Source organism: Bradyrhizobium sp. LTSP885 (assembly GCF_000938305.1).
GTDB lineage: Bacteria > Pseudomonadota > Alphaproteobacteria > Rhizobiales > Xanthobacteraceae > Bradyrhizobium.
On sequence record NZ_JYMT01000002.1, the window covers coordinates 86,033 to 105,493 of the forward strand.

Below are 19,461 nucleotides of genomic sequence, written 5' to 3' on the forward strand. Positions count from 1 at the left end.
AAGCCGCAGGGCGTGATGCCCTACACCGGCGGTGTCGGTCCGTACCGCAGCATCTGCAACGAGGTCGCGAGCCGCGGCATGCTGGGCTTCAAGCTGAGCGGTCCCGGCGTCGCCGCGCAATGCAATGACGGCGAGGTGGTGCAGCTGCAGCCCGACGTGCGGCTGGTGCTCAACATGCTCGGAGAGATGAACCTGCCGCCGATCGAGACGATGGGTGCGCAGGGCGCGCGCGAGTTCCTCAACGAGTTCAACAAGGGCCGACCCGCCGGACGGCCGGTCGGCGAGGTCGGCACCGGCATGTTGCAGGGCGCCGAAGGCCCGCTGCCTTACAAGCTCTATCGGCCGGCGACGCCGGGGCCGCATCCGGTTCTGGTCTATTTCCACGGCGGCGGCTGGGTGCTCGGCGATGAACTCTCCGACGATCCGTTCTGCCGCGACATCTGCCGGCGCACCGGCATGATCGTCGTCAGCGTCGGCTATCGCCACGCGCCCGAGCATCGCTTCCCGGCCGCGGCCGAAGACGGCTACGCCGCGACGCGCTGGATCGCCGCGCACACCGCCGAACTCGGCGGCCGCGCCGGGCCGGTGTTGGTCGCGGGCTGGAGTGCCGGCGGCAATATCGCCGCCGTCACCTGCCAGCTCGCGCGCGATCGCGGCGGCCCCGACATCGCGGGACAGTTGCTGGTCTGTCCGGTCACCGACTGCACCTATGATCGGCCGTCCTATGTCGACAATGCGACGGGTTACTTCCTGACGCGCGGGCTGATGTTCTGGTTCTGGGACATGTACTGCTCGCCTGCCGATCGCACCGATCCGCGCGCCTCGCCGCTGCGCGGCAAGCTCGAGGGCCTGCCGCCGGCCTATGTCGTGACCTGCGAGTTCGATCCGCTGCGCGACGAGGGCATCGCCTATGCCGAGGCGCTCGCAAAGGCCGGCGTGCCGGTCGAGCAGCTCAAGGCGCACGGCCAGTTTCACTCGTCCTACACCATCGTCGACGTCATCATCACCGGCGTCGGCGGCCGCGTGAAGATGGCGCGTGCGCTGCGCCGCTTTGCGGGGCTGCCCGAGGAGTTGGAGCAGGGCGAACGCAGCGAGGCGCCGAAGATCAACGCGGCGGCGATGTAGGCAACTCTTAGCTCGTCATTGCGAGCCAACGGGTCGCGCGAACGCGCGCCCGATGACAGGCTCCGCGAAGCAATCCATGGCGCCGCAAGCGGAAACATGGATTGCTTCGTCGCTAACGCTCCTCGCAATGACGACTGAGAGTATGCGCATCTCGCGCAATGACGTTGCGAGATCAACCAACCTTCGGCCGGTACGCCGCGAAGAACACGCGCGTGGCGCTGTCGACCACGCTGGAGATCTGTTCGGGCGACGGCGACGGCTTGGCCTGGAAGATGAACGCCTGGAACAGCGTCGCCTGGCACATCTGCATGAACTGGGAGGCTGCGAGTTGGCAGTCATCGATCGCAAGTTCGCCGAGCGTTGTGCGCGCTTCGAGATAGGCGGCGAAGCGATCGATGGTGTGAGCGATCACGTGCTCATAGAACCGGCTGCCGAGCTCGGGCATCCGCTCGGCGATCGCCATCACGGTGCGGACCGCCGAGCCACCGCCGGGACGGCAGAGCACCGCGACATAGGCGCGGCCGAACTCGGGGAGGGTGGTGTCGACGTCGCGTTCCGGATCGAAGTTGAAGGCGGTCTTGCTCTGCTCGAGCTTCTCTTCCTCGACGATCGCCGCGAACAGCCCGGCCTTGTCGGGGAAGTAAACATAGAGCGTGCCCTTGGAGACTCCGGCGGCACGCGCGATCTCGCCCATGCTGGCGCCGTCAAAACCGAGGTCCATGAAGACCTTGCGGGCGCCATCCAGGATCTGGCGGCGCTTCGAGGAGTCTTCCTCGCCGACGAGCTGGAGGGGCTTTGGGGACGGTGCAATCATTGGTTTAGCTTCTCGGGAAAGAATTCAACCCAGAATACGCGGGGTAAGAATCGAAGCATTATAGTGCGCTGCACGGGAATATAGATTGACCGAACCGTTCGGTCAATGCTACCTTTCGACGCGACGATGTCCCGCGAAGCTGGAGTTTCGGCCGTGCGCGCATCGGGATTTATTTTGTGGGGAAGCCAATTATGGCCGCAGCGAGAGACCAGGCCGCGCGCATCGTCCGTTCCGGGCCGGAGACGGCCGAGGACGCGTCGCACCGCGATGCCTCCGCCAGTCCAGGCGAGCAGGCCAAAGCTCAAATTGCGGGTCATGCTGCCGAAGAAGCCAAGCGTGGTCCCGCCGAGGCGCCGACCGTGCCTGCGCCCGACGACAAACCAGCGGCTGCGCCTGCTGCCGTCGCCGCGCCGAAATCCGGCAAGCGCAAATTCGTCATGATCGGCGTGATCGGCCTGCTGGCGCTCGCCGCCGCGAGCTACGCCGCCTATTACCTGATGGTCGGACGCTTCTACATCGCGACCGACGACGCCTATGTCCGCGCCAACAACACCATGCTCGGCGCCCGCGTCGCGGGCCACATCGCCGCGATCCTGCCGGGTGACAATGCGCTGGTGCGTGCCGGCGACGTGGTCTTGCGGATCGATGATGGCGACTATCGCATCGCGGTCGACGCCGCGCGCACCAGGATCGCAACCCAGCAGGCAACCATCGAACGCATCGGCCGCCAGATCACGGCGGCCGAGAGCGCGGTCGAGCAGGCCAAGGCGCAGCTCGTCTCTGCGGAAGCCGGCATGAAGCGAGCTGATCTCGATTTCGATCGCCAGCAGGCGCTAAGCAACAAGGGCTTTGCGTCGCGCGCGACCTTCGAAGTCTCCGAAGCCGGCCGTGACCAGGGCGCGGCCGCGGTGCGGTCGTCGCAGGCGGCTTACGACGCCGCAAACAGCAATGTCGATGTCACCAAGGCGCAGCAGGTCGAGGCTCGCGCCCAACTCGCCGAACTGCAGACCCAGCTTGCCAAGGCCGAACGCGATCTCGGTTTCACCGCGGTCCGCGCCCCGGTCGACGGCACCTTCTCCAATCGCCTGGTCAATACCGGCGACTACGTCACGCTCGGCCAGCGGCTTGGCAACGTGGTGCCACTCGAGGGCGTCTATATCGACGCCAACTACAAGGAAACCCAGCTCAAGCGCATTCGCCCGGGCCAGAGGGTGACCATCAAGGTGGACGCCTACGGCTTCCGCAAATTCACCGGTATTGTGGACAGCATCTCCCCGGCGGCTGGCTCGGTGTTCACGCTGCTGCCGCCCGACAACGCCACCGGCAACTTCACCAAGATCGTGCAGCGCCTGCCGGTGCGTATTAAAGTGCCGGCAAGCGTCGCGAAACAGGGCATGTTGCGTGCCGGCATGTCGGTCTACACCGTCGTCGACACGACCGAGGGCGCGACCGACGCTGACAGCAGCAGCGATCTCGACGCGCCGATGATGATCCATCCGCAGTGATTGCCTTGAAGCTTCGAACCATCGGTTTGAAGCTCGGAGCCCGATGAGCCCATGGCCAACGCGACCGCTGCTTCCCCTTCGATGATGACCGGCGCCTCGGAGTCCGAGCGCATTCAGCCGAAGCGCCTGGTTGCCTTCATCATCATGGTGTTCGGGATGTTCATGGCGATCCTGGACATCCAGGTCGTCTCGGCCTCGCTCAGCGACATCCAGGCCGGCCTGTCGGCAAGCTCGACCGAAGTGTCGTGGGTGCAGACCGCTTACCTGATCGCCGAGGTGATCGCGATCCCGCTGTCCGGCTTCCTGTCGCGCGCGCTCGGCACACGGCTGCTGTTTGCGATCTCGGCCTTCGGCTTCACCGTAGCGAGCCTGTTGTGCGGCTTCGCCTCCTCGATCGAGCAGATGATCCTGTGGCGCGCGCTGCAGGGATTCCTCGGCGCCGGCATGATCCCGACCGTGTTCGCCTCGGCCTACACCATCTTCCCGCGCAGCAAGTTCTACATCGTCGCGCCGATCATCGGCCTGGTCGCGACGCTGGCGCCGACAGTCGGCCCGACGGTCGGCGGCTACATCACCGACCTGATGTCGTGGCACTGGCTGTTCTTCATCAACGTCGTGCCGGGCATCGGGATTACCATCGGCGTGCTGGCGCTGATCGATTTCGACCAGCCGAACTTCGCGCTGCTCGACCGTTTCGACTGGTGGGGCCTGATCTTCATGGGCGGCTTCCTCGGCGCGCTCGAATATGTGCTCGAGGAAGGCCCGCAATATGAGTGGCTGCAGGACACCTCGGTCGCGGTCTGCGCCGCCGTCTGCTTCCTCTCGGGACTCGCGTTCTTCTGGCGCGTGCTGACCGCGGAGGAACCGATCGTCGATCTCTATGCCTTCGCCAACCGCAACTTCGCGATCGGCTGCGTGCTGCAATTCTGCATCGGCATCGGGCTTTACGGCCTGACTTACGTCTATCCGCGCTATCTCGCGGAAATCCGCGGCTACAGCGCGTTGATGATCGGCGAGACCATGTTCGTGTCGGGCGCCACCATGTTCTTGATGGCGCCGGTCGTGGGACGGCTGATGCAGAAGGTCGACCTGCGCTACATCATCGCCTTCGGCCTCGTCACCTTCGCGATGGGCTCCTGGCAGATGACCTGGATCACCCGCGACTACGATTTCTACGAGCTGATGGTGCCGCAGATCCTGCGCGGCATCGGCATGATGTGCGCGATGGTGCCGACCAACAATATCGCGCTCGCCACGCTGCCGCAGGACCGGGTCAAGAACGCCTCCGGCCTGTTCAATCTGATGCGCAATCTCGGCGGCGCGGTCGGGCTTGCCGTCATCAACCAGGTGCTCAACGACCGCACCGACCTGCACATCTCGCGGCTGCAGGACCGCGTCACCTGGGGCAACGCCACCGCGGTCGAGACGCTCAACAATTTCGCCCAACGCATGCAGGGTATGGGCGATTCCGCCGTCATGGCGATGAAGCAGCTCTCGCAGATCGTGCACCGCCAGGCCGCGGTGATGGGCTATGGCGACGCCTTCTTCATGCTGTCGCTGTTCTATGTCGGCCTCAGCCTCCTGGTGCTGCTGGTCAACAAGCCGCCGTCAATGGCCGCAGGCGGCGGCGACGCGCATTGAGTCCTGGCGGCCACACTCGCGCGGTTTGAATCGCGAGATGACGTGCTCACGCCGATGTCATCTTGCAAATCGCGCGTGACGCATTTATAAGCAGCGCATTATCACTCGAACCGGGGAGATGTGCATGATTTCGTCGTTTACACAGATCGCGCGCCCGCGTTCGAGGCTCTTGCTGGACGCCGTCGCGTATTGAGCACCAGCTCTGATCGGGCCTGATCCCCGATCGTCAAGACTTCCAACACGTTACCGATTGTTTTCAACGACGCTCGTGGCCGGATTCCGCCCGCGCGTCACTTCAGATGGGAGCCGGCCGGCGCTGCTGATGCGTGGCCGGAATGTGCCATGACCGTTCAAACCACCAAACGACCCGCCGCGATCCGAATCGTGCTGCCGTTCGTGTTCCGCCACTGGCTGAAGCAGCCGCTGCTTGGTTCCGCGATGATCGCGGGATTCCTCGGCGCGACCGTCGCTGACCTTTTGATGCCGGTCTATTCCGGCCATCTGGTCGATGCGCTGACCTCCGGCGCCTCTGATACCGCCGCGCGCCATGCGGCGACGATCGCGTTCGCCGCGATCGTCGCGCTAGGCCTGATGTCGGTGATCCTGCGCATGTGCGGGCTGCAGGCGATCGTGCCGTTCACGTTGAAGACGATGGCCGACGTCGCACAGCAGACCTTCATGCGCGTGCAGCGCTTTTCGACCGACTGGCACGCCAATTCGTTCGCCGGTTCCACCGTGCGCAAGGTCACGCGCGGCATGTGGGCGCTCGACCTGTTGAACGACACGATCCTGATGGCGCTGCTGCCCTCGATGGTGGTGCTGCTGGGCTCGATGATCCTGCTCGGCCTGCACTGGCCGCAGTTAGGGGCGGTGATCGCGATCGGATCGGTGATCTATGTCACGATGACCGTCACGCTGTCGATCGGCTACGTCGCGCCGGCCGCGCGCATCTCCAACGCGTGGGACACCAAGGTCGGCGGCACTCTGGCGGATGCGTTGACCTGCAACGCCGTCGTGAAATCGTTCGGCGCGGAAGCGCGCGAGGACGCGCGGCTCGGCGGCGTGATCGGGCGCTGGCGCAGGCGGGTGCGGCGGACCTGGTTCCGCTACAACTACACCTCGGCTGCGCAATTGATGGTGCTGCTGTGCTTCCGCGCGTCGGTGATCGGCGGCGCGATCCTGCTGTGGGCGGCGGGCCGCGCCACGCCGGGCGACGTCACCTATGTGCTGACCAGCTACTACATCATCCACGCCTATTTGCGTGACGTCGGCATGCACATCAACAATCTGCAGCGTTCGGTGAACGACATGGAGGAACTGGTAGCGATCCATGGCGAACCGCTCGGCATTGTCGACGTTGATGATGCCGCGCCGATCGACATCCAGGGTGGTCGCATCGTGTTCGACGACGTCACGTTCCATTATGGCGGCCATCGCCTGCCGCTCTATGACGGGCTGTCGGTCGACATCCGTGCGGGCGAGCGCGTCGGCCTGGTCGGGCGCTCCGGCTCCGGCAAGACGACCTTCGTCAAGCTGGTGCAGCGGCTCTACGACGTCTCCGGCGGCACAATCCTGATCGACGGTCAGGATATCGCCAAGGCGACGCAGCAATCGTTGCGCAGCCAGATCGCGATTGTGCAGCAGGAGCCGATCCTGTTCCACCGCTCGCTGGCGGAGAACATCGGCTACGGCCGGCCGGGAGCCAGCATGGAGGCGGTCGAACAGGCGGCGCGGCTGGCCAATGCGCACGACTTCATCATGCGGCTGCCGAAGGGCTACGGCACGCTGGTGGGCGAGCGCGGCGTCAAGCTGTCGGGCGGCGAGCGGCAGCGCGTGGCGCTGGCGCGCGCGTTCCTGGCCGATGCGCCGGTGCTGATCCTGGACGAGGCGACCTCGAGCCTCGACTCGGAATCGGAGGCGTTGATCCAAGAGGCGATGGAGCGGCTGATGAAGGGCCGGACCTCGATCGTGATCGCGCATCGGCTGTCGACGGTGCGCAGCATGGACCGGATCCTGGTGTTCGATCGCGGCGCGATCGTCGAGCAGGGCACGCACAAGACGCTCGCGGCGCGGACAAGCGGCATCTACCGCGGCCTGTTCGAGCTTCAGGTGACCGAGTTCGGTCGGATCGACGCGGCGGAGTGAAAATTATGGCGCGTGGCTGACGATCGCCACGCGCCAGCAATGGATTTTGAGATTGGAATTGAGACTGGAATTGTAATGAAAGACCTGACGCACGGCTCCATCGTGAGCCACATCCTGGCGATGGCGCCACCGATCGTGGTCGGCATGATCACGATCATGGTCTGCCAGCTCGTCGATCTGTATTTTGTCGCCAACCTCGGCGACGCCGCTGTCGCCGGCGTAGCGGCGGCCGGCAACGCCGGATTCCTGATCAACGGGTTCATGCAGGTGCTGGGCGTCGGCTCGGTCGCGCTGATCGCGCAGGCTGTCGGACGCAAGGACCGGTTCGACGCCAATCTGGTGTTCAACCAGGCAATCGTACTGTCGGTGCTGTGCGGGCTGCTGACCCTGGTCGCGGGCGCCATGCTGTCGCGGCCTTATATGCGCGCGGTTGCCGCCGACCAGGCGACGATCGCGGCCGGCACCACCTATTTGCTGTGGTTCATGCCGGCGCTGGCGCTGCAATTCATCACGCAGGTGATGGGCTCGGGACTCCGTGCCACCGGCATCGTGCGGCCGAGCATGCTGGTGCAGGTGCTCGCGGTGCTGATCAATATCGCGCTGGCGCCGGTCCTGATCGCCGGCTGGGGCACCGGCCATCCGCTCGGCGTCGCCGGCGCAGGCTTCGCGAGCTCGATCGCGGTGCTGGTCGCCGTCATGATGCTGTTCGTGTACTTCCACATGCTCGAACGCTATGTCGGCTTCGATCCCGCGCAGTGGCGTCCGCAGCTCCTGGTGTGGAAGCGCATCCTCAATGTTGGCCTGCCGGCCGGCGGCGAATTCGCGATCATCTTCGCCTGGATGGGCGTGATCTATTATGTGCTGCGCGATTTCGGCCCGGCGGCCCAGGCCGGATTCGGTATCGGAACGCGTGTGCTCGGCCTGATCCAGATGCCGGCGCTGGCGGTGGCGCTCGCCGCCGGGCCAATCGCCGGCCAGAACTTCGGCGCCGGGAATTTCGCGCGCGTGCGGGAGACGTTCGTCAAGGCGGCCTTGACCGGCACCGTCGTGATGATCGGCTTCACGATCCTGGCGCAGTGGAAGCCGGAATGGTTGCTCGGCAACTTCTCGAATGACCGCGAGACGATGGCGGTTGCAGCCCAGTTCCTGCGGCTGGTCTCGCTCAATCTGGTGGCGCAAGGAATGGTCTTCACCTGCAACTGCATGTTCCAGGGACTCGGCAACACCAGGCCGGTGGTCATCAGCTCGGCGACGCGCCTGCTCACCTATGCGGTGCCGGCGGTCTGGCTCTCGACGCTGTCAGGCTTCCGGATCGAGCACGTCTGGTATTTGTCGATCGCGACCACGACGCTGCAGGCCACATTGAGCCTGTGGCTGCTGCGCCGCGAGTTCGGCAAGCGCCTGGTGCCGCCGGTGCGCGAGGTTACTCCGGAACGAGCTGGGCCGGAGGCGGCACCTGCTGCGTCCGCGTCCGTGTAGAGATCGCCACCGTCGCCACCACGGCGGCGGCGAACAGCACGATCTGCCAGGTGATGGTCTCGCCATTGAACAGGGCGGCAAGCGCGAAGGTGACGAAGGGCTGCAGCAACTGCACCTGCGACACCCGCGCGATGCCGCCCATCGCCATGCCGGCGTTCCAGGCGAAGAACCCGATCCACTGCGAGAACAGCGCGACATAGAGCAGGCCGAGCAGCGGCTTGAGCGGAAGCTGCAAAAGATCGGCGGGCATGGTGAGCAGGGCGGCCGGCACGGAGAAGGGCAGCGCGATCACCAGGACCCAGCTGATGACCTCCCAGCCCGGCATCGAGGCGGTGAGCTTGCCGGAGAAAGCGTAGCCGACCGCAGCGACCGCAACCGCCGCGAACAGGAAGAGGTCGCCGCTCGACAACGTGCCACCGCCTTGCCGCAGCGCAAAGGCGACGACGAGTGCGGCGCCGACCAGCGATGCGATCCAGAACAGCGGCCGCGGACGTTCATGGGTGACCGCAACGGCGACCAGCGCCGTTCCGATCGGCATGCCGCCGAACACCACGCCGCCATGCGAGGCGTCGACGCGTTGCATGCCCATGGCCATCAGCAGCGGAAACAGCACGACGACGCAGACCATCGTCAGCAGCAGCTGCGGCCATAGCGCGCGCGGCGGCAGCGGACGCCGCAACGCAATCAGCACCGCCAGCGAGCAGACACCGGCGATCGCGGCGCGGATCGCGGTCAGTGCACTCGGATCAATGGCCGAGACCGCAAGCCGTGTGCCCGGCAGCGTGCCGCCAAAGATCACCATGCCGACAAAGCCGAGCAGCAGGCCGAGACGTTCGCGCGAATGGGAAGTGGACATAGTTTAGGTGGTTAGCTGCTTTGTCGGGGCTTCGACAAGCAACGCGCTCGGAGCACATGGCGGCTATGCGCGCGCTATCTCGGAGCAATTCCGCTCCACACCAATCCGATGCCGGACAGGAACAGCAGCACCAGCACGACGTCGGAGAAATTGCGGTCGTTCAGCGCGTGATAGACCCGTGCGCCAAGCCAGGCGCCGAGCAGCGTTCCCGGAAATGCGCAGATCGTCAGCCAGACGATCTCTGGCTTCACCAGGCCGCTGCCAATCTGGACGCAGAGCGCGACGGCGAGGATCGTGAAGTTGAAGGTCTGGAACACGCCGCGGCGCTGCTCCTTGCCCCAGCCGCGCACGCTCGCCCACAGGATCGGCAGCGGGCCGGACAGTCCCGCGAGCCCGCCGAGGATGCCGCCGGCAAATCCGATTCCCGCGTCGGCCCATTTGCCGCCAAGGGTGATCGACATCGGCTTGCGCTGCAGGAACAGCGCGACGGGAAATACCAGAAGGAAGATGCCGATGGTCAGCTTGAAGACGGTCGGGTCGGCGCGGGCGACCAGCAGGATGCCGATCGGTACGCCGGCAAGGCCGCCGACAATAAAGGGCAGGACCAGGCGAAAATCGATCGTCTTCCAGATCGACGGCAGCGTCGAGACCTGGGCGATGACCGAGCAGATCAGCACCAGCGGCACCGCAAGCGTCGGCGGCAGCACATAGAGCCAGATGCCGAGCGCCATCAGTGCGGTGCCGAAGCCGGCGAGGCCGGAGACGAAGCCGCCGGCCAGCGCGCCGAAGAACAGAAGCGCATAGCTTGCCGCGGTCATTCGTTTCTCTCTTTCGTCATTCCGGGATGGTCCGAAGGACCAGACCGCAGGTGCGCAATTGCGCACCGGGGAATCTCGAGATTCCGGGTTCGATGCTTCGCATCGCCCCGGAATGACGGGTGTGTTTGCCGTGACGTTTACACGACGTTGGCAGCAGGTACACTTCGAAATCGCCACTCTTCAACGACAATCGAAATGGAAGCATCCCCATGACTGCGCGTTCGTCCAAAACCTTTCTGGTCTGTCACGGCGCCTGGTCGGCGGGATGGGCCTGGAAGAAGATGCATCCCTTGATGCAGGCCGCCGGCCACCGGCTGGTGAGCCCGAGCTACACCGGGCTCGGCGAGCGGGCGCACCTTGCCAATCCATCGATTGACCTGGAGGCTCATATCCAGGACGTGCTCAACGTCATCACATATGAAGACCTGCGCGACATCGTGCTGATCGGCCACTCCTATGGCGGCATGGTCGCGACCGGCGTTGCCGATCGCGCGCGCGACCGCGTCGCGCAACTGATCTATCTCGATGCCTTCGTGCCGCGCGACGGCCAATCGCTGTTCGACCTCAACGAAGTCGCGATCGACAAGATGCGCGAGGTCGCTCGGAACGGCGACGGCTGGCGCATCCCGCCGATGCCGACGCCGCCGGACACGTCGCCGGTCGACGGCGAATGGCTGACCGCGCGCCGTGTCGACATGCCGATCAAATGCTTCGAGCAGAAATTGAAGCTGCAGCGCGGCGAGACGACTTTGCCGCGCAGCTATATCTACGCCACGCGGATCACGCAGGCAGACACGTTCGGTCAGTTTGCGACGCGCGCCAGGAGCGAGGCCGGCTGGCGCTCTTTCGAGATCGACGCCAACCATTCGCCGAACGTCACGGCGCCGGAGGCGCTGATGGCGCTGCTGGAGACGATCGTCGCCTGACGCTTCCCAATCGCTCGAAAACGCGGTCATATGGCGTCCGGTGACACTTGGCGTTTTGGGGCGAGCGTGTCCGCTTCCACGGGGGGAATGCGCGTGAAGGAACTCGCTGGAAAGACTGTGTTCGTGACCGGTGCAGCGTCCGGCATTGGACTGGGGATCGCGACCGCCTTCGCCCAAGCGGGGGCGAAGGTCATGCTTTGCGACATTGAAGAAGCGGCTCTGTCCGCAGCGCTCAAGCAACTGAGGCTCACCAACGTCGATGTCGACGGCGTGAAAGCGGACGTTTCACTCAAAGCCGAACTCGTGGCGGCCGCCGAAGCCACGACTGCCCGCTATGGCAACGTGCATATCCTCGTCAACAACGCAGGCGTCGGCGGCGGTGGGCCTTATGGCGCCTGGACCGAGGCGTCGTGGAACTGGACCATGGGCGTCAACCTGATGGCGACCATTTGGGGGATCGAGATTTTCGGGCCGTTGATCGAGGAGCATGGGGAGGGTGGACACATCGTCTCCACAGCCTCGATCGCTGGCCTTATTTCAGGGGAGAGCAATGCGTACAACGTTTCCAAGTATGGCGTTGTCGCGCTGTCCGAGGGCCTGCGGCGTGAACTCGCGCCCCGCGGGATTGGCGTATCGGTGCTGTGTCCAGGGTTCATCCGCACTCAAATCATGAACTCAAGACGCAATCTCCCCAAGCGCTTCAAGGGGGCGGTCCGTGCCTTGCCGACTTCGGGCCCACGTGCCCTGCAAATCAATATGGTCCAGGCACGCATCTCTCAGGGCATAGAACCCAATTATGTCGGTGAACTCGTCCGCGAAGGCGTCGAAAAGGACTTGCCATATATCTTCACCGACCTCGAATTTGAGCCGATGATCGAAGCGCGCTTCGCCGCAATCAAGCAGGGCTTTGACCACATCCGCGGGCGCAACCCGAAACGTTGAGCGCGCAGCCCTTCCACCAGCCTGATTGAGTCCGCGTCCTAGAGCACTTTCGGTTCTGATTGAATCAGAACCGAAGCTCTAGATTCTTGTTTTGACGCGTTTTCTTGACGCGAACCGGTGTCCACTTCGCTCGAAAACGCTCTAGTTTGCCGCGAGACTGATTCAACCTGACTTCATCATCGTCTACGCCGCCAACGCTGTCCGGCGACAGAAGCAGGAGGCCTTGATCGGGATCTCCGCGCGCGCTTGCGCGAGATCGAGCCGCTGCTTGATCAGGACGCTCTCGACTTTTTCGCCGCGGCGAACCAGGCATTCATGCAGCCCGTGCAGCGACCACAGATTGTCGGGATGCTGGCAGGCCCGGCTTAGCCTGCCGTCGAGACCGAGATCGGAACGATAGACCGCCTCGGCCTCCGCGAGGCGGCCCTGCTCGAGCAGCAGCGCGCCGAGCGCATGGCGGGGCGGCTGCATCCATCCCCAGGGCTCGTCATAGGGCAAGGCGTCGCTGAGCTCGACCGATTTGCGCAGGTGAGTGAACGCCGTGTCATAATTGCCCTTGCGGTAGTCGAGCTCGCCGTTGAGCATCGCCTCGGCGACGTTGAGCAGGTTCACAACCTTGTTGTTGTGGACCAGCCGGCTGTCTGGCACGCGGGTCTTCGCCGCCGCGAACAGATCCTTCTCGGCCTCGGCCTCCGTGACATTGCCAAGCGCCGAATGCGCGACCGCCTTGGCGTAATGGATCATGGCGGTCACCGAGCAATAGAGGTCGCGATCCTGCGGCAGCTTTTGTTCGATGATCTCCCGCCATTTGCCGAAGCGCACGAGAACGTGCTGCTTCATCGTCAGATAACCCTCGAGGAAATCCGCCATCGGCGGCGATGTAACGCGCAACACCGGCTCGGGGACTGTCGCGATCAACTCCTCGGCTGCCGCGATCGCGGGCGTATACTGGCCGAGGAACATCGCGCCGTAGATCGCGAAGTGGAAGTCGTGGATGACGTAAACCAGGTAGACGCCGGGATCATCGGAATAGGCGAGGAACCTGCGGTCGGTCTTCAGCGCCTTCTGATTGTAGAGCAGGACGTCGTTGTACTGCCCGCACAACACATCGAGATGGGTCGGCATGTGGATCAGGTGACCGCCGTCGGGGACGATCTCGCGTAACCGGTCGCCGACCCGCAGCGCGCGCTGCGGGAACGGCGACATCTCCATCAGGTGGACATAGAGGTGCAGCAGGCCCGGGTGGTCCCACGCCGCCGAAATGCGTTCGAACGCCTGTTCGAGGACCGCCCTGCATTCCTCGGTGCCGGCTCCCGCGGCGGGCTTGCCGGAGGGCAGGTCCCACATCTGCCACGGGGTCTCGTTCATGATGGATTCGGCAAAGACCGCGCGGACCTCGAGATCATCGGGAAAGGCTGCGAAGACCTTGCGCATTTCTTCTGTATAGGCCTTGTCCCACGGCGCCATGTCCTCGACCGCCTCGCGCTGCGGATAGCGCGCCGGCAGTGCCTTGATCATCGCCTGTTCGACCGGACTTGCTTTCGCTGCATGCGCGAGCGCTTGCTGCATGGCGTCCCAGGATGCCGACAGCGCCATCTGCCGGCCCTGCGGGTCATAGCGAACCCAGGGCAAATTGTAGTTCGGTCCCGCGGCGTAGCTGATGCCCCAATGCGCCATCGCGCATCCGGTGTCGTGCCGGAGTGCCTTCTGGAAGCACTTGATCGCCTCGGCATGGTTGAACCCGAACAGCCAGTTCAGCCCTCGGTCGAACCAAAGCTGCGCGTCTGATGACGATGTGGTGACTTTGCGGCTGTGCGGCCCGAGATCAAAATAGGTCATGCCTTTTGTCCTCTTTGGGCAAACGCCGGTTCGGCAATCTACCAAAAAGGCCGGCACCATGACAGCGCGGGAGTGCGACTGTGGCACCGCCAAAAAGGCGAAGGGCTCGGCGTGGTGCGCCGAGCCCTTCATGACTTTTCTAGTAAGACGCGTTTTCTTCACGCGAACCGGAATTCCACTTCGCTCGAAAACGCTTTAGAAGCATCAGCCGGCCTGTAAGCCGGGTTTTGTAGGGCACCATTCTTGCGAATGGTACGTGACGGCCATTCCTCTGGGACAAGGTTTGCACCTTGCCTCGAGCAACCTACCCGGACGGCGAGCCTGACATCGCCCTGCGGTGTTATCGCGCGTTTGCGCGAACTGACCGCGTTGCCGTCCCTATTCGGTTTTGCTCCCGGTGTGGTTTGCCATGCCGTCTCCGTTGCCGGACACGCGGTGCGCTCTTACCGCACCTTTTCACCCTTACTTGCCCTCTCCCTTTCGGGTCGGGGCGAGCGGTTCGTTCTCTGTGGCACTTTCCCTGGGGTCGCCCCCGCCGGACGTTATCCGGCACCGCATGTCGATGGAGCCCGGACTTTCCTCCCCCGCGGCCTTTCGACACTTGCGGGAGCGGCCGTCCGGCCGACTGACGCCCATGGCATGGGGGTTTCCGCGCGATCCGTCAAGCGGATAACGCCCACGAAAGCGCTCAAAATAAACTATCCTGACGATGTCGTTTTGCCTGTCGCCCGTTCGACTGGGTGTCGGCGATCCAGCCGATCACAAGGAGATGTCAGATGCAGTACCTGTTGTTGATCTATCGGAGCGACGCGGAATATGGCGGCATGACCGCTGAAGACCGCAAGCAAGTGACGGCCGAATACGGCGCCTACACCCAGTCCATCATCCAGAGCGGCCATTTCAAGGCCGGTGACGGGCTGCAGCCCGTAACGACCGCAACCACGGTGCGGGTCCGCGACGGCAAGACGTTGACGACGGATGGTCCGTTCGCGGAAACCCGCGAGCAGCTCGGCGGCTACTATCTGGTCGATGCCAAGGATCTCGACACCGCGCTCGGCCTCGCCGCGCGGATCCCCGGCGCCAAGACCGGTTCGATCGAGGTCCGGCCGGTGATGATTTACAACAATTGACGGCCGGCTCGTCATTCCGGGGCGATGCGAAGCATCGAACCCGGAATCTCGAGATTCCCCGATGCGCAATTGCGCATCTGAGGTTCGTCCTTCGGACGCCCCGGAATGACAGTGTGGAAGCCCATGGCTCCGAGCGACATCGAAAAAATATTTCGCGACGAGGCGGGGCGGGCGCTGGCCACGCTGATCCGTCTCGTCGGCGATTTCGATCTGGCCGAGGATTCCCTGCAGGATGCCTTCGCGGTGGCGCTGCAGCGCTGGCCGATCGGTGAACTGCCGTCCAATCCGCGCGCCTGGCTGGTCAATGTCGGCCGCAACAAGGCGATCGACCGTGTCAGGCGCGCGGTGACATTTCGCGGCAAGGAGCAGGAGCTGACGCATCAATTGCTGCTCGATGCGGCACCGTCGGCCGAACCGTCCGATGCGACGCTCGACGACGACATGCTGCGGCTGATCTTCACCTGCTGTCATCCGTCCTTTGCCGTGGAGGTCCAGGTCGCGCTGACCTTGCGCACGGTGTGCGGCCTCACGACCGCGCAGGTCGCGCGCGCCTTCCTCGCCAGCGAAGACGCGATGGCGCAGCGGCTGTTGCGCGCCAAGCAGAAGATCAAGCTTGCCGGCATTGCCTACGAGGTGCCGGAGCGCGAGGCGCTGCAGCCGCGGCTCACCGGCGTGCTCGCAGTGATCTATCTCGTCTTCACCGAAGGCTATGCCGCGACATCAGGCGAGGACCTGATGCGGCCGGATCTGGCGCGCGAGGCGATCCGGCTGGCGCGGCTGCTCGATGCGCTGGTCCCTGCACGCGGCGAGATCAAGGGCCTGCTGGCGCTGATGCTGCTGCATGATTCGCGCCGCGCCGGGCGACAGACCGAAGGCGGCGATATCGTGTTGCTCGAGGAGCAGGACCGCACGCTGTGGGATTTTCAGCAGATCGCCGAGGGCCTCAAGCTGGTCGAGCAGGCGCTGACGATGCCGGGTCGGCCGCAATCCTACGCGGTGCAGGCCGCGATCGCCGCGCTGCATGCGCGCGCGCCTAACTTTGAGGATACCGACTGGCCGCAGATCGCCGGCCTCTACGAGGTGCTGCTGCGGATCAGCCCGTCGCCGGTGATCGAGCTCAACCACGCCGCCGCGGTGTCGATGGTCGACGGCCCGGCGCGCGCCCTCGATCTGATCGATGCGCTGGCCGCGCGCGGCACCTTGAAGGGCTACGACCAGCTTCCCGCGGTGCGCGCCGACCTGCTGCGCCGGCTTGGCCGGAAGCCGGAGGCGCGCGAGGCGTATCTCGCGGCGAGCGACGCGACGCAGCTCGAGCCGCTGCGCCGGCTCTATGCGCGAAGGATCGCGGAGATGGGGTGACGCTTTCCGTCATTGCGAGGAGCGCAGCGACGAAGCAATCCATGCCTCCACTTGCGGCGAAATGGATTGCTTCGCTTCGCTCGCAATGACGGTGGAGAGGCCGCTGTTGCCTACTTCGTAGCCACCACCGGCATCACCGCATCTTCCGGCAGGCTCGCCAGCAGCGCGTGTAGCGTCGCCATGGTGGAGTAGTCGGCGGCGCCGTCGACGCGCTCGGGGCGGAAGTGGCGCTGGAAGGCGGTGATCACCTCCATCGTCGGGCCGTCGAACTTGCCGTGGGTCGGGATTCCGTAGCCGTAGCGCGCGAACGCCGTTTGCATCTTGGCGACGTCGTCGCTGATCGCGCCGAGCTTCAGTGCATCGCCGCGCACGAGCGGCGCTGGCTGCACCCAGTGGCCGACGCCGGAATTGGCCAGCGAATGCCACGGAAATTTTTCGCCGGGATCCTTCTTGCGGCCAGGCGCAACGTCGGAATGGCCGAGCACGCGATGCGAGGGCACCTTGCGCCGCAGCATGATGCCGCGGCACAGCGCGATCACGGCCGCAATCTGGCGCAGCGGAAAATCCGGATAGCCCCAGTCGTGGCCGCGGTTGATGATCTCGACGCCGATCGAGCAGGAGTTGATGTCGTCTTCGCCGGCCCAATGCGACACGCCGGCGTGCCAGGCGCGCTTGCTCTCGGGCACGCTCTGCACGATGCGGCCATCCTCGAGCACGATGTAGTGCGCGGAGACTTCGGTGCCGGCGGTAACGAGCTGCGCGATCGCGCCCTCGACATCGGGCATGCCGGTGTAGTGCAGCACGATCATGTCGGGCTGCCGGCCGCCGGCGCGCTCGCCGAAATTCGCCGACGGAATCACGTCCGAGGCGATCGAGGAATCGGGCGTGAACGTCTTCATGTCGGCAACAGCCCTTGGAATGGGAAGGGCGCGTTGACGCTTCGAATCAGAGTCGGCACCAGATGCCATTGGATAACCTAAACCCGGCAAGAGAGCGGCAATATGAGCGGCAATACGATTGGTAAACGATATGCGTTTACTATTCCTTTACCCTGTGCCCCGCGCAATCGGCCGCCGGTTCCGCAGTGCGCATTTTGGCCGGGGTGTGTGCCGAGCGCATCACCCCGGGGAACGGCTAAAAGGCGCCGGATTTCGCTAACGGATCATCAACGTTTTCTTAACGCTAAGTGCCGTTACTGAGGGGTGAAGAGCCGAACCGGTTTGGGGACGGCGAGGTCCGCTTTTGCGCGAAATTCCATGGAAGCCCAGCAAATTCCGGTCGGACATCAGGGTTTGCCGCCGACGATGGGAACCAGCGCATGCATCTCGCGGCGGCTTTCTGACCGGAACGGCCTGGCAAGGCGCGAGGATTCGAGGCGCAATGAGCCTGCGCGCGTCCATTTTCGATCTGATCCGCGTAGCCCCGGTGGGGGGCGGCGCATGAGCGCCCATGCCCGTCATGTTCCCGTGCTCGGCCGCGAGGCGGTGGATTTTCTCGCGCCGCGCACCGGCGGCATTTATGTCGATGCCACCTTCGGCGCCGGCGGCTACAGCCGTGCGATCCTCGATATTGCCGGAACACGCGTGATCGGTATCGACCGCGACCGCACCGCGATCCTCGATGGATTCGATCTGGTCGACCGCGCGGGCGGCCGGCTGACGCTGGTCGAGGACCGCTTCTCAGATCTCGCCGATGTCTGCGCCGCGCAGGGGTTGGAGGCGGTCGACGGCGTCGTGATGGATGTCGGCGTCTCCTCGATGCAACTCGACCAGGCGGCGCGCGGCTTTTCGTTCCGCCTCAGTGGTCCGCTCGACATGCGGATGGCGCAGAGCGGTCCGACCGTTGCCGACGTGGTCGCGAAGGCCTCCGAGAGCGATCTCGCCAACATCATCTACATCTTCGGCGAGGAGCGCCATTCGCGCGGCGTCGCGCGCGCCATCGTCGCTGCGCGGAAAGAGGCGCCGATCGCGACGACCGAAGCGCTCGCCGGCATTGTCGCCAAGGTGGTGCGTGCCAAGCCGAACGAGATCCATCCGGCAACGCGGACCTTCCAGGCGCTGCGCATCTTCGTCAATGAAGAGCTTGACGAGCTGCATCTGGCGCTGTCGGCGGCCGAGCGCGTGCTGAAGCCGGGCGGCCGGCTGGTGGTGGTGTCGTTCCACTCGCTGGAAGACCGCATCGTCAAGAATTTCTTTATCGCGCGCGGCAAGGCAAGTACCGGATCGCGGCATCGGCCCGAGGTCGCGCAATCAGCGCCGAGCTTCCAGATCCTGACCAAGCGCCCGGTCACGGCAGATGATGCCGAGGTCGCGGCCAATCCGCGGTCGCGGTCGGCAAAGCTGCGCGCCGCCGAACGGACCGACGCGCCGGTGCATGAGGCGGACACCTTGCCGTCATGGCCGCGTCTCGCCGACGTGATGCGGGGAGGCTGACATGCGCATCCTCCATATCCTCGTCATCGGCATGCTGATCTTCGCGGCGTCCTACGTCTATCGTATCAAGATGGAATCGACGGCGCGCGTCGAGCGCGTGCTGCGGCTGAATGCGGAGATCCGCGAGCAGCGCGACGCGATCGCGACATTGCGCGCGCAATGGGCCAGGCTCGATGCGCCGCTCCGGCTGCAAGGGCTTGCCGAGCGGCATCTGCCGCTCAAGCCGGTCAATGCGAACCAGTACGACAGCCTGAAGAACCTGCCCGAGCGGCCGCCGAACTTCACCCGGCCCGGTGCGCGCGATCCGATCGGCGCGATGCTCGACACCATCGAGGCCGTCGCCGAGCCCGACAGCGCGACCGGCTCGATTGCCGCGCCCGCGACGCAGCAGCCGGCACAAGCGGCAGAGCCCGAGCAGGACCCGGGAGACCAGCAATGACCGGATCAGCA

The 19,461-nt window shown here is 64.8% G+C and carries 16 protein-coding genes and 1 other RNA gene; 11 read left to right on the forward strand and 6 right to left on the reverse strand.

Annotated elements, in window-relative coordinates:
* Nucleotides 1-1,125, forward strand: a 1,125-nt coding sequence (locus UP09_RS38365; protein WP_044536032.1) for an alpha/beta hydrolase, incomplete at its 5' end; no start/stop codon positions are given.
* A 172-nt stretch (nucleotides 1,126-1,297) separates the two neighbouring features.
* Here UP09_RS38365 and UP09_RS00475 read toward each other — a convergent pair.
* Entirely contained in the window at nucleotides 1,298-1,939 is a 642-nt protein-coding gene (locus UP09_RS00475) for a TetR/AcrR family transcriptional regulator (protein WP_044536033.1), read from the reverse strand.
* 191 nt (nucleotides 1,940-2,130) lie between these two features.
* On the opposite strand from UP09_RS00475, the gene UP09_RS00480 reads away from it, so the two are divergent.
* The 4 genes from UP09_RS00480 to UP09_RS00495 all read left to right on the forward strand — a co-directional run bounded on the left by UP09_RS00480 (nucleotide 2,131) and on the right by UP09_RS00495 (nucleotide 8,709).
* The gene (locus UP09_RS00480) at nucleotides 2,131-3,444 is read left to right on the forward strand and encodes an HlyD family secretion protein (RefSeq protein ID WP_044536034.1); all 1,314 of its coding nucleotides are present in this window, start codon (nucleotides 2,131-2,133) and stop codon (nucleotides 3,442-3,444) included.
* Nucleotides 3,445-3,495: 51 nt separating this feature from the next.
* The gene (locus UP09_RS00485; RefSeq protein ID WP_044536035.1) at nucleotides 3,496-5,085 is read left to right on the forward strand and encodes a DHA2 family efflux MFS transporter permease subunit; all 1,590 of its coding nucleotides are present in this window, start codon (nucleotides 3,496-3,498) and stop codon (nucleotides 5,083-5,085) included.
* A gap of 342 nt (nucleotides 5,086-5,427) precedes the next feature.
* A complete protein-coding gene (locus UP09_RS00490; protein ID WP_044536036.1) occupies nucleotides 5,428-7,230 on the forward strand; it encodes an ABC transporter ATP-binding protein in 1,803 nt (600 codons plus the stop codon).
* 75 nt (nucleotides 7,231-7,305) lie between these two features.
* Nucleotides 7,306-8,709 (forward strand): MATE family efflux transporter, encoded by a 1,404-nt coding sequence (locus UP09_RS00495; protein WP_044536037.1) that lies wholly within the window; start codon nucleotides 7,306-7,308, stop codon nucleotides 8,707-8,709.
* Here UP09_RS00495 and UP09_RS00500 read toward each other — a convergent pair.
* On the reverse strand, nucleotides 8,654-9,565 hold the full coding sequence (locus UP09_RS00500; protein WP_044536038.1) for a DMT family transporter: 912 nt from the start codon (nucleotides 9,563-9,565) through the stop codon (nucleotides 8,654-8,656). The genes UP09_RS00495 and UP09_RS00500 overlap by 56 nt on opposite strands.
* Nucleotides 9,566-9,639: 74 nt before the next feature.
* On the reverse strand, nucleotides 9,640-10,383 hold the full coding sequence (locus UP09_RS00505; protein WP_044536039.1) for a sulfite exporter TauE/SafE family protein: 744 nt from the start codon (nucleotides 10,381-10,383) through the stop codon (nucleotides 9,640-9,642).
* 209 nt (nucleotides 10,384-10,592) lie between these two features.
* On the opposite strand from UP09_RS00505, the gene UP09_RS00510 reads away from it, so the two are divergent.
* Together UP09_RS00510 and UP09_RS00515 are read left to right on the forward strand one after the other, a co-directional pair.
* Nucleotides 10,593-11,309 carry an alpha/beta fold hydrolase gene (locus tag UP09_RS00510; protein WP_044536040.1) on the forward strand — a complete coding sequence of 239 codons (717 nt, stop codon included), beginning with the start codon at nucleotides 10,593-10,595 and terminating at the stop codon, nucleotides 11,307-11,309.
* An 87-nt stretch (nucleotides 11,310-11,396) separates the two neighbouring features.
* Nucleotides 11,397-12,251 (forward strand): SDR family NAD(P)-dependent oxidoreductase, encoded by an 855-nt coding sequence (locus tag UP09_RS00515; RefSeq protein ID WP_245301720.1) that lies wholly within the window; start codon nucleotides 11,397-11,399, stop codon nucleotides 12,249-12,251.
* Between the two features lie 183 nt (nucleotides 12,252-12,434).
* Here the strand turns inward: UP09_RS00515 and UP09_RS00520 are convergent, their stop codons facing one another.
* Entirely contained in the window at nucleotides 12,435-14,090 is a 1,656-nt protein-coding gene (locus UP09_RS00520) for a tetratricopeptide repeat protein (RefSeq protein ID WP_044536042.1), read from the reverse strand.
* A 200-nt stretch (nucleotides 14,091-14,290) separates the two neighbouring features.
* An RNA gene (gene rnpB, locus UP09_RS36180) (RNase P RNA component class A) lies at nucleotides 14,291-14,719 on the reverse strand.
* A 147-nt stretch (nucleotides 14,720-14,866) separates the two neighbouring features.
* Between rnpB and UP09_RS00525 the strand changes: the two genes are divergently transcribed.
* Both UP09_RS00525 and UP09_RS00530 read left to right on the forward strand, forming a co-directional pair.
* Entirely contained in the window at nucleotides 14,867-15,220 is a 354-nt protein-coding gene (locus UP09_RS00525) for a YciI family protein (protein ID WP_044536043.1), read from the forward strand.
* 123 nt (nucleotides 15,221-15,343) lie between these two features.
* Nucleotides 15,344-16,579, forward strand: coding sequence for an RNA polymerase sigma factor (locus UP09_RS00530; RefSeq protein WP_044536044.1), 1,236 nt, complete (start codon nucleotides 15,344-15,346; stop codon nucleotides 16,577-16,579).
* Between the two features lie 110 nt (nucleotides 16,580-16,689).
* On the opposite strand, the gene UP09_RS00535 is transcribed toward UP09_RS00530, so the two are convergent.
* A complete protein-coding gene (locus UP09_RS00535) occupies nucleotides 16,690-17,547 on the reverse strand; it encodes an N-acetylmuramoyl-L-alanine amidase (RefSeq protein WP_082069914.1) in 858 nt (285 codons plus the stop codon).
* A 471-nt stretch (nucleotides 17,548-18,018) separates the two neighbouring features.
* Here UP09_RS00535 and rsmH point away from each other — a divergent pair, with 471 nt between their 5' ends.
* Nucleotides 18,019-19,011: a 16S rRNA (cytosine(1402)-N(4))-methyltransferase RsmH gene (rsmH, locus tag UP09_RS00540; RefSeq protein WP_197082576.1), complete on the forward strand. Its 993-nt coding sequence runs from the start codon at nucleotides 18,019-18,021 to the stop codon at nucleotides 19,009-19,011.
* A gap of 1 nt (nucleotide 19,012) precedes the next feature.
* Nucleotides 19,013-19,450, forward strand: a complete 438-nt coding sequence (ftsL, locus tag UP09_RS00545; RefSeq protein WP_044536047.1) for a cell division protein FtsL — start codon at nucleotides 19,013-19,015, stop codon at nucleotides 19,448-19,450.
* The last annotated feature ends 11 nt before the right edge of the window (nucleotides 19,451-19,461 follow it).

Excerpts from the sequence above, each read along its gene's own strand:
- UP09_RS00535 (WP_082069914.1), bottom strand. The coding sequence starts at position 17,547 with ATGGCATCTGGTGCCGACTCTGATTCGAAGCGTCAACGCGCCCTTCCC.
- UP09_RS00495 (WP_044536037.1), top strand. The coding sequence starts at position 7,306 with ATGAAAGACCTGACGCACGGCTCCATCGTGAGCCACATCCTGGCGATG.
- UP09_RS00510 (WP_044536040.1), top strand. The coding sequence starts at position 10,593 with ATGACTGCGCGTTCGTCCAAAACCTTTCTGGTCTGTCACGGCGCCTGG.
- UP09_RS00520 (WP_044536042.1), bottom strand. The coding sequence starts at position 14,090 with ATGACCTATTTTGATCTCGGGCCGCACAGCCGCAAAGTCACCACATCG.
- ftsL (WP_044536047.1), top strand. The coding sequence starts at position 19,013 with ATGCGCATCCTCCATATCCTCGTCATCGGCATGCTGATCTTCGCGGCG.
- UP09_RS00505 (WP_044536039.1), bottom strand. The coding sequence starts at position 10,383 with ATGACCGCGGCAAGCTATGCGCTTCTGTTCTTCGGCGCGCTGGCCGGC.
- UP09_RS00530 (WP_044536044.1), top strand. The coding sequence starts at position 15,344 with ATGGCTCCGAGCGACATCGAAAAAATATTTCGCGACGAGGCGGGGCGG.
- UP09_RS00475 (WP_044536033.1), bottom strand. The coding sequence starts at position 1,939 with ATGATTGCACCGTCCCCAAAGCCCCTCCAGCTCGTCGGCGAGGAAGAC.
- UP09_RS00525 (WP_044536043.1), top strand. The coding sequence starts at position 14,867 with ATGCAGTACCTGTTGTTGATCTATCGGAGCGACGCGGAATATGGCGGC.
- UP09_RS00490 (WP_044536036.1), top strand. The coding sequence starts at position 5,428 with ATGACCGTTCAAACCACCAAACGACCCGCCGCGATCCGAATCGTGCTG.
- UP09_RS00500 (WP_044536038.1), bottom strand. The coding sequence starts at position 9,565 with ATGTCCACTTCCCATTCGCGCGAACGTCTCGGCCTGCTGCTCGGCTTT.
- UP09_RS00480 (WP_044536034.1), top strand. The coding sequence starts at position 2,131 with ATGGCCGCAGCGAGAGACCAGGCCGCGCGCATCGTCCGTTCCGGGCCG.
- UP09_RS00485 (WP_044536035.1), top strand. The coding sequence starts at position 3,496 with ATGGCCAACGCGACCGCTGCTTCCCCTTCGATGATGACCGGCGCCTCG.
- rsmH (WP_197082576.1), top strand. The coding sequence starts at position 18,019 with ATGAGCGCCCATGCCCGTCATGTTCCCGTGCTCGGCCGCGAGGCGGTG.
- UP09_RS00515 (WP_245301720.1), top strand. The coding sequence starts at position 11,397 with ATGCGCGTGAAGGAACTCGCTGGAAAGACTGTGTTCGTGACCGGTGCA.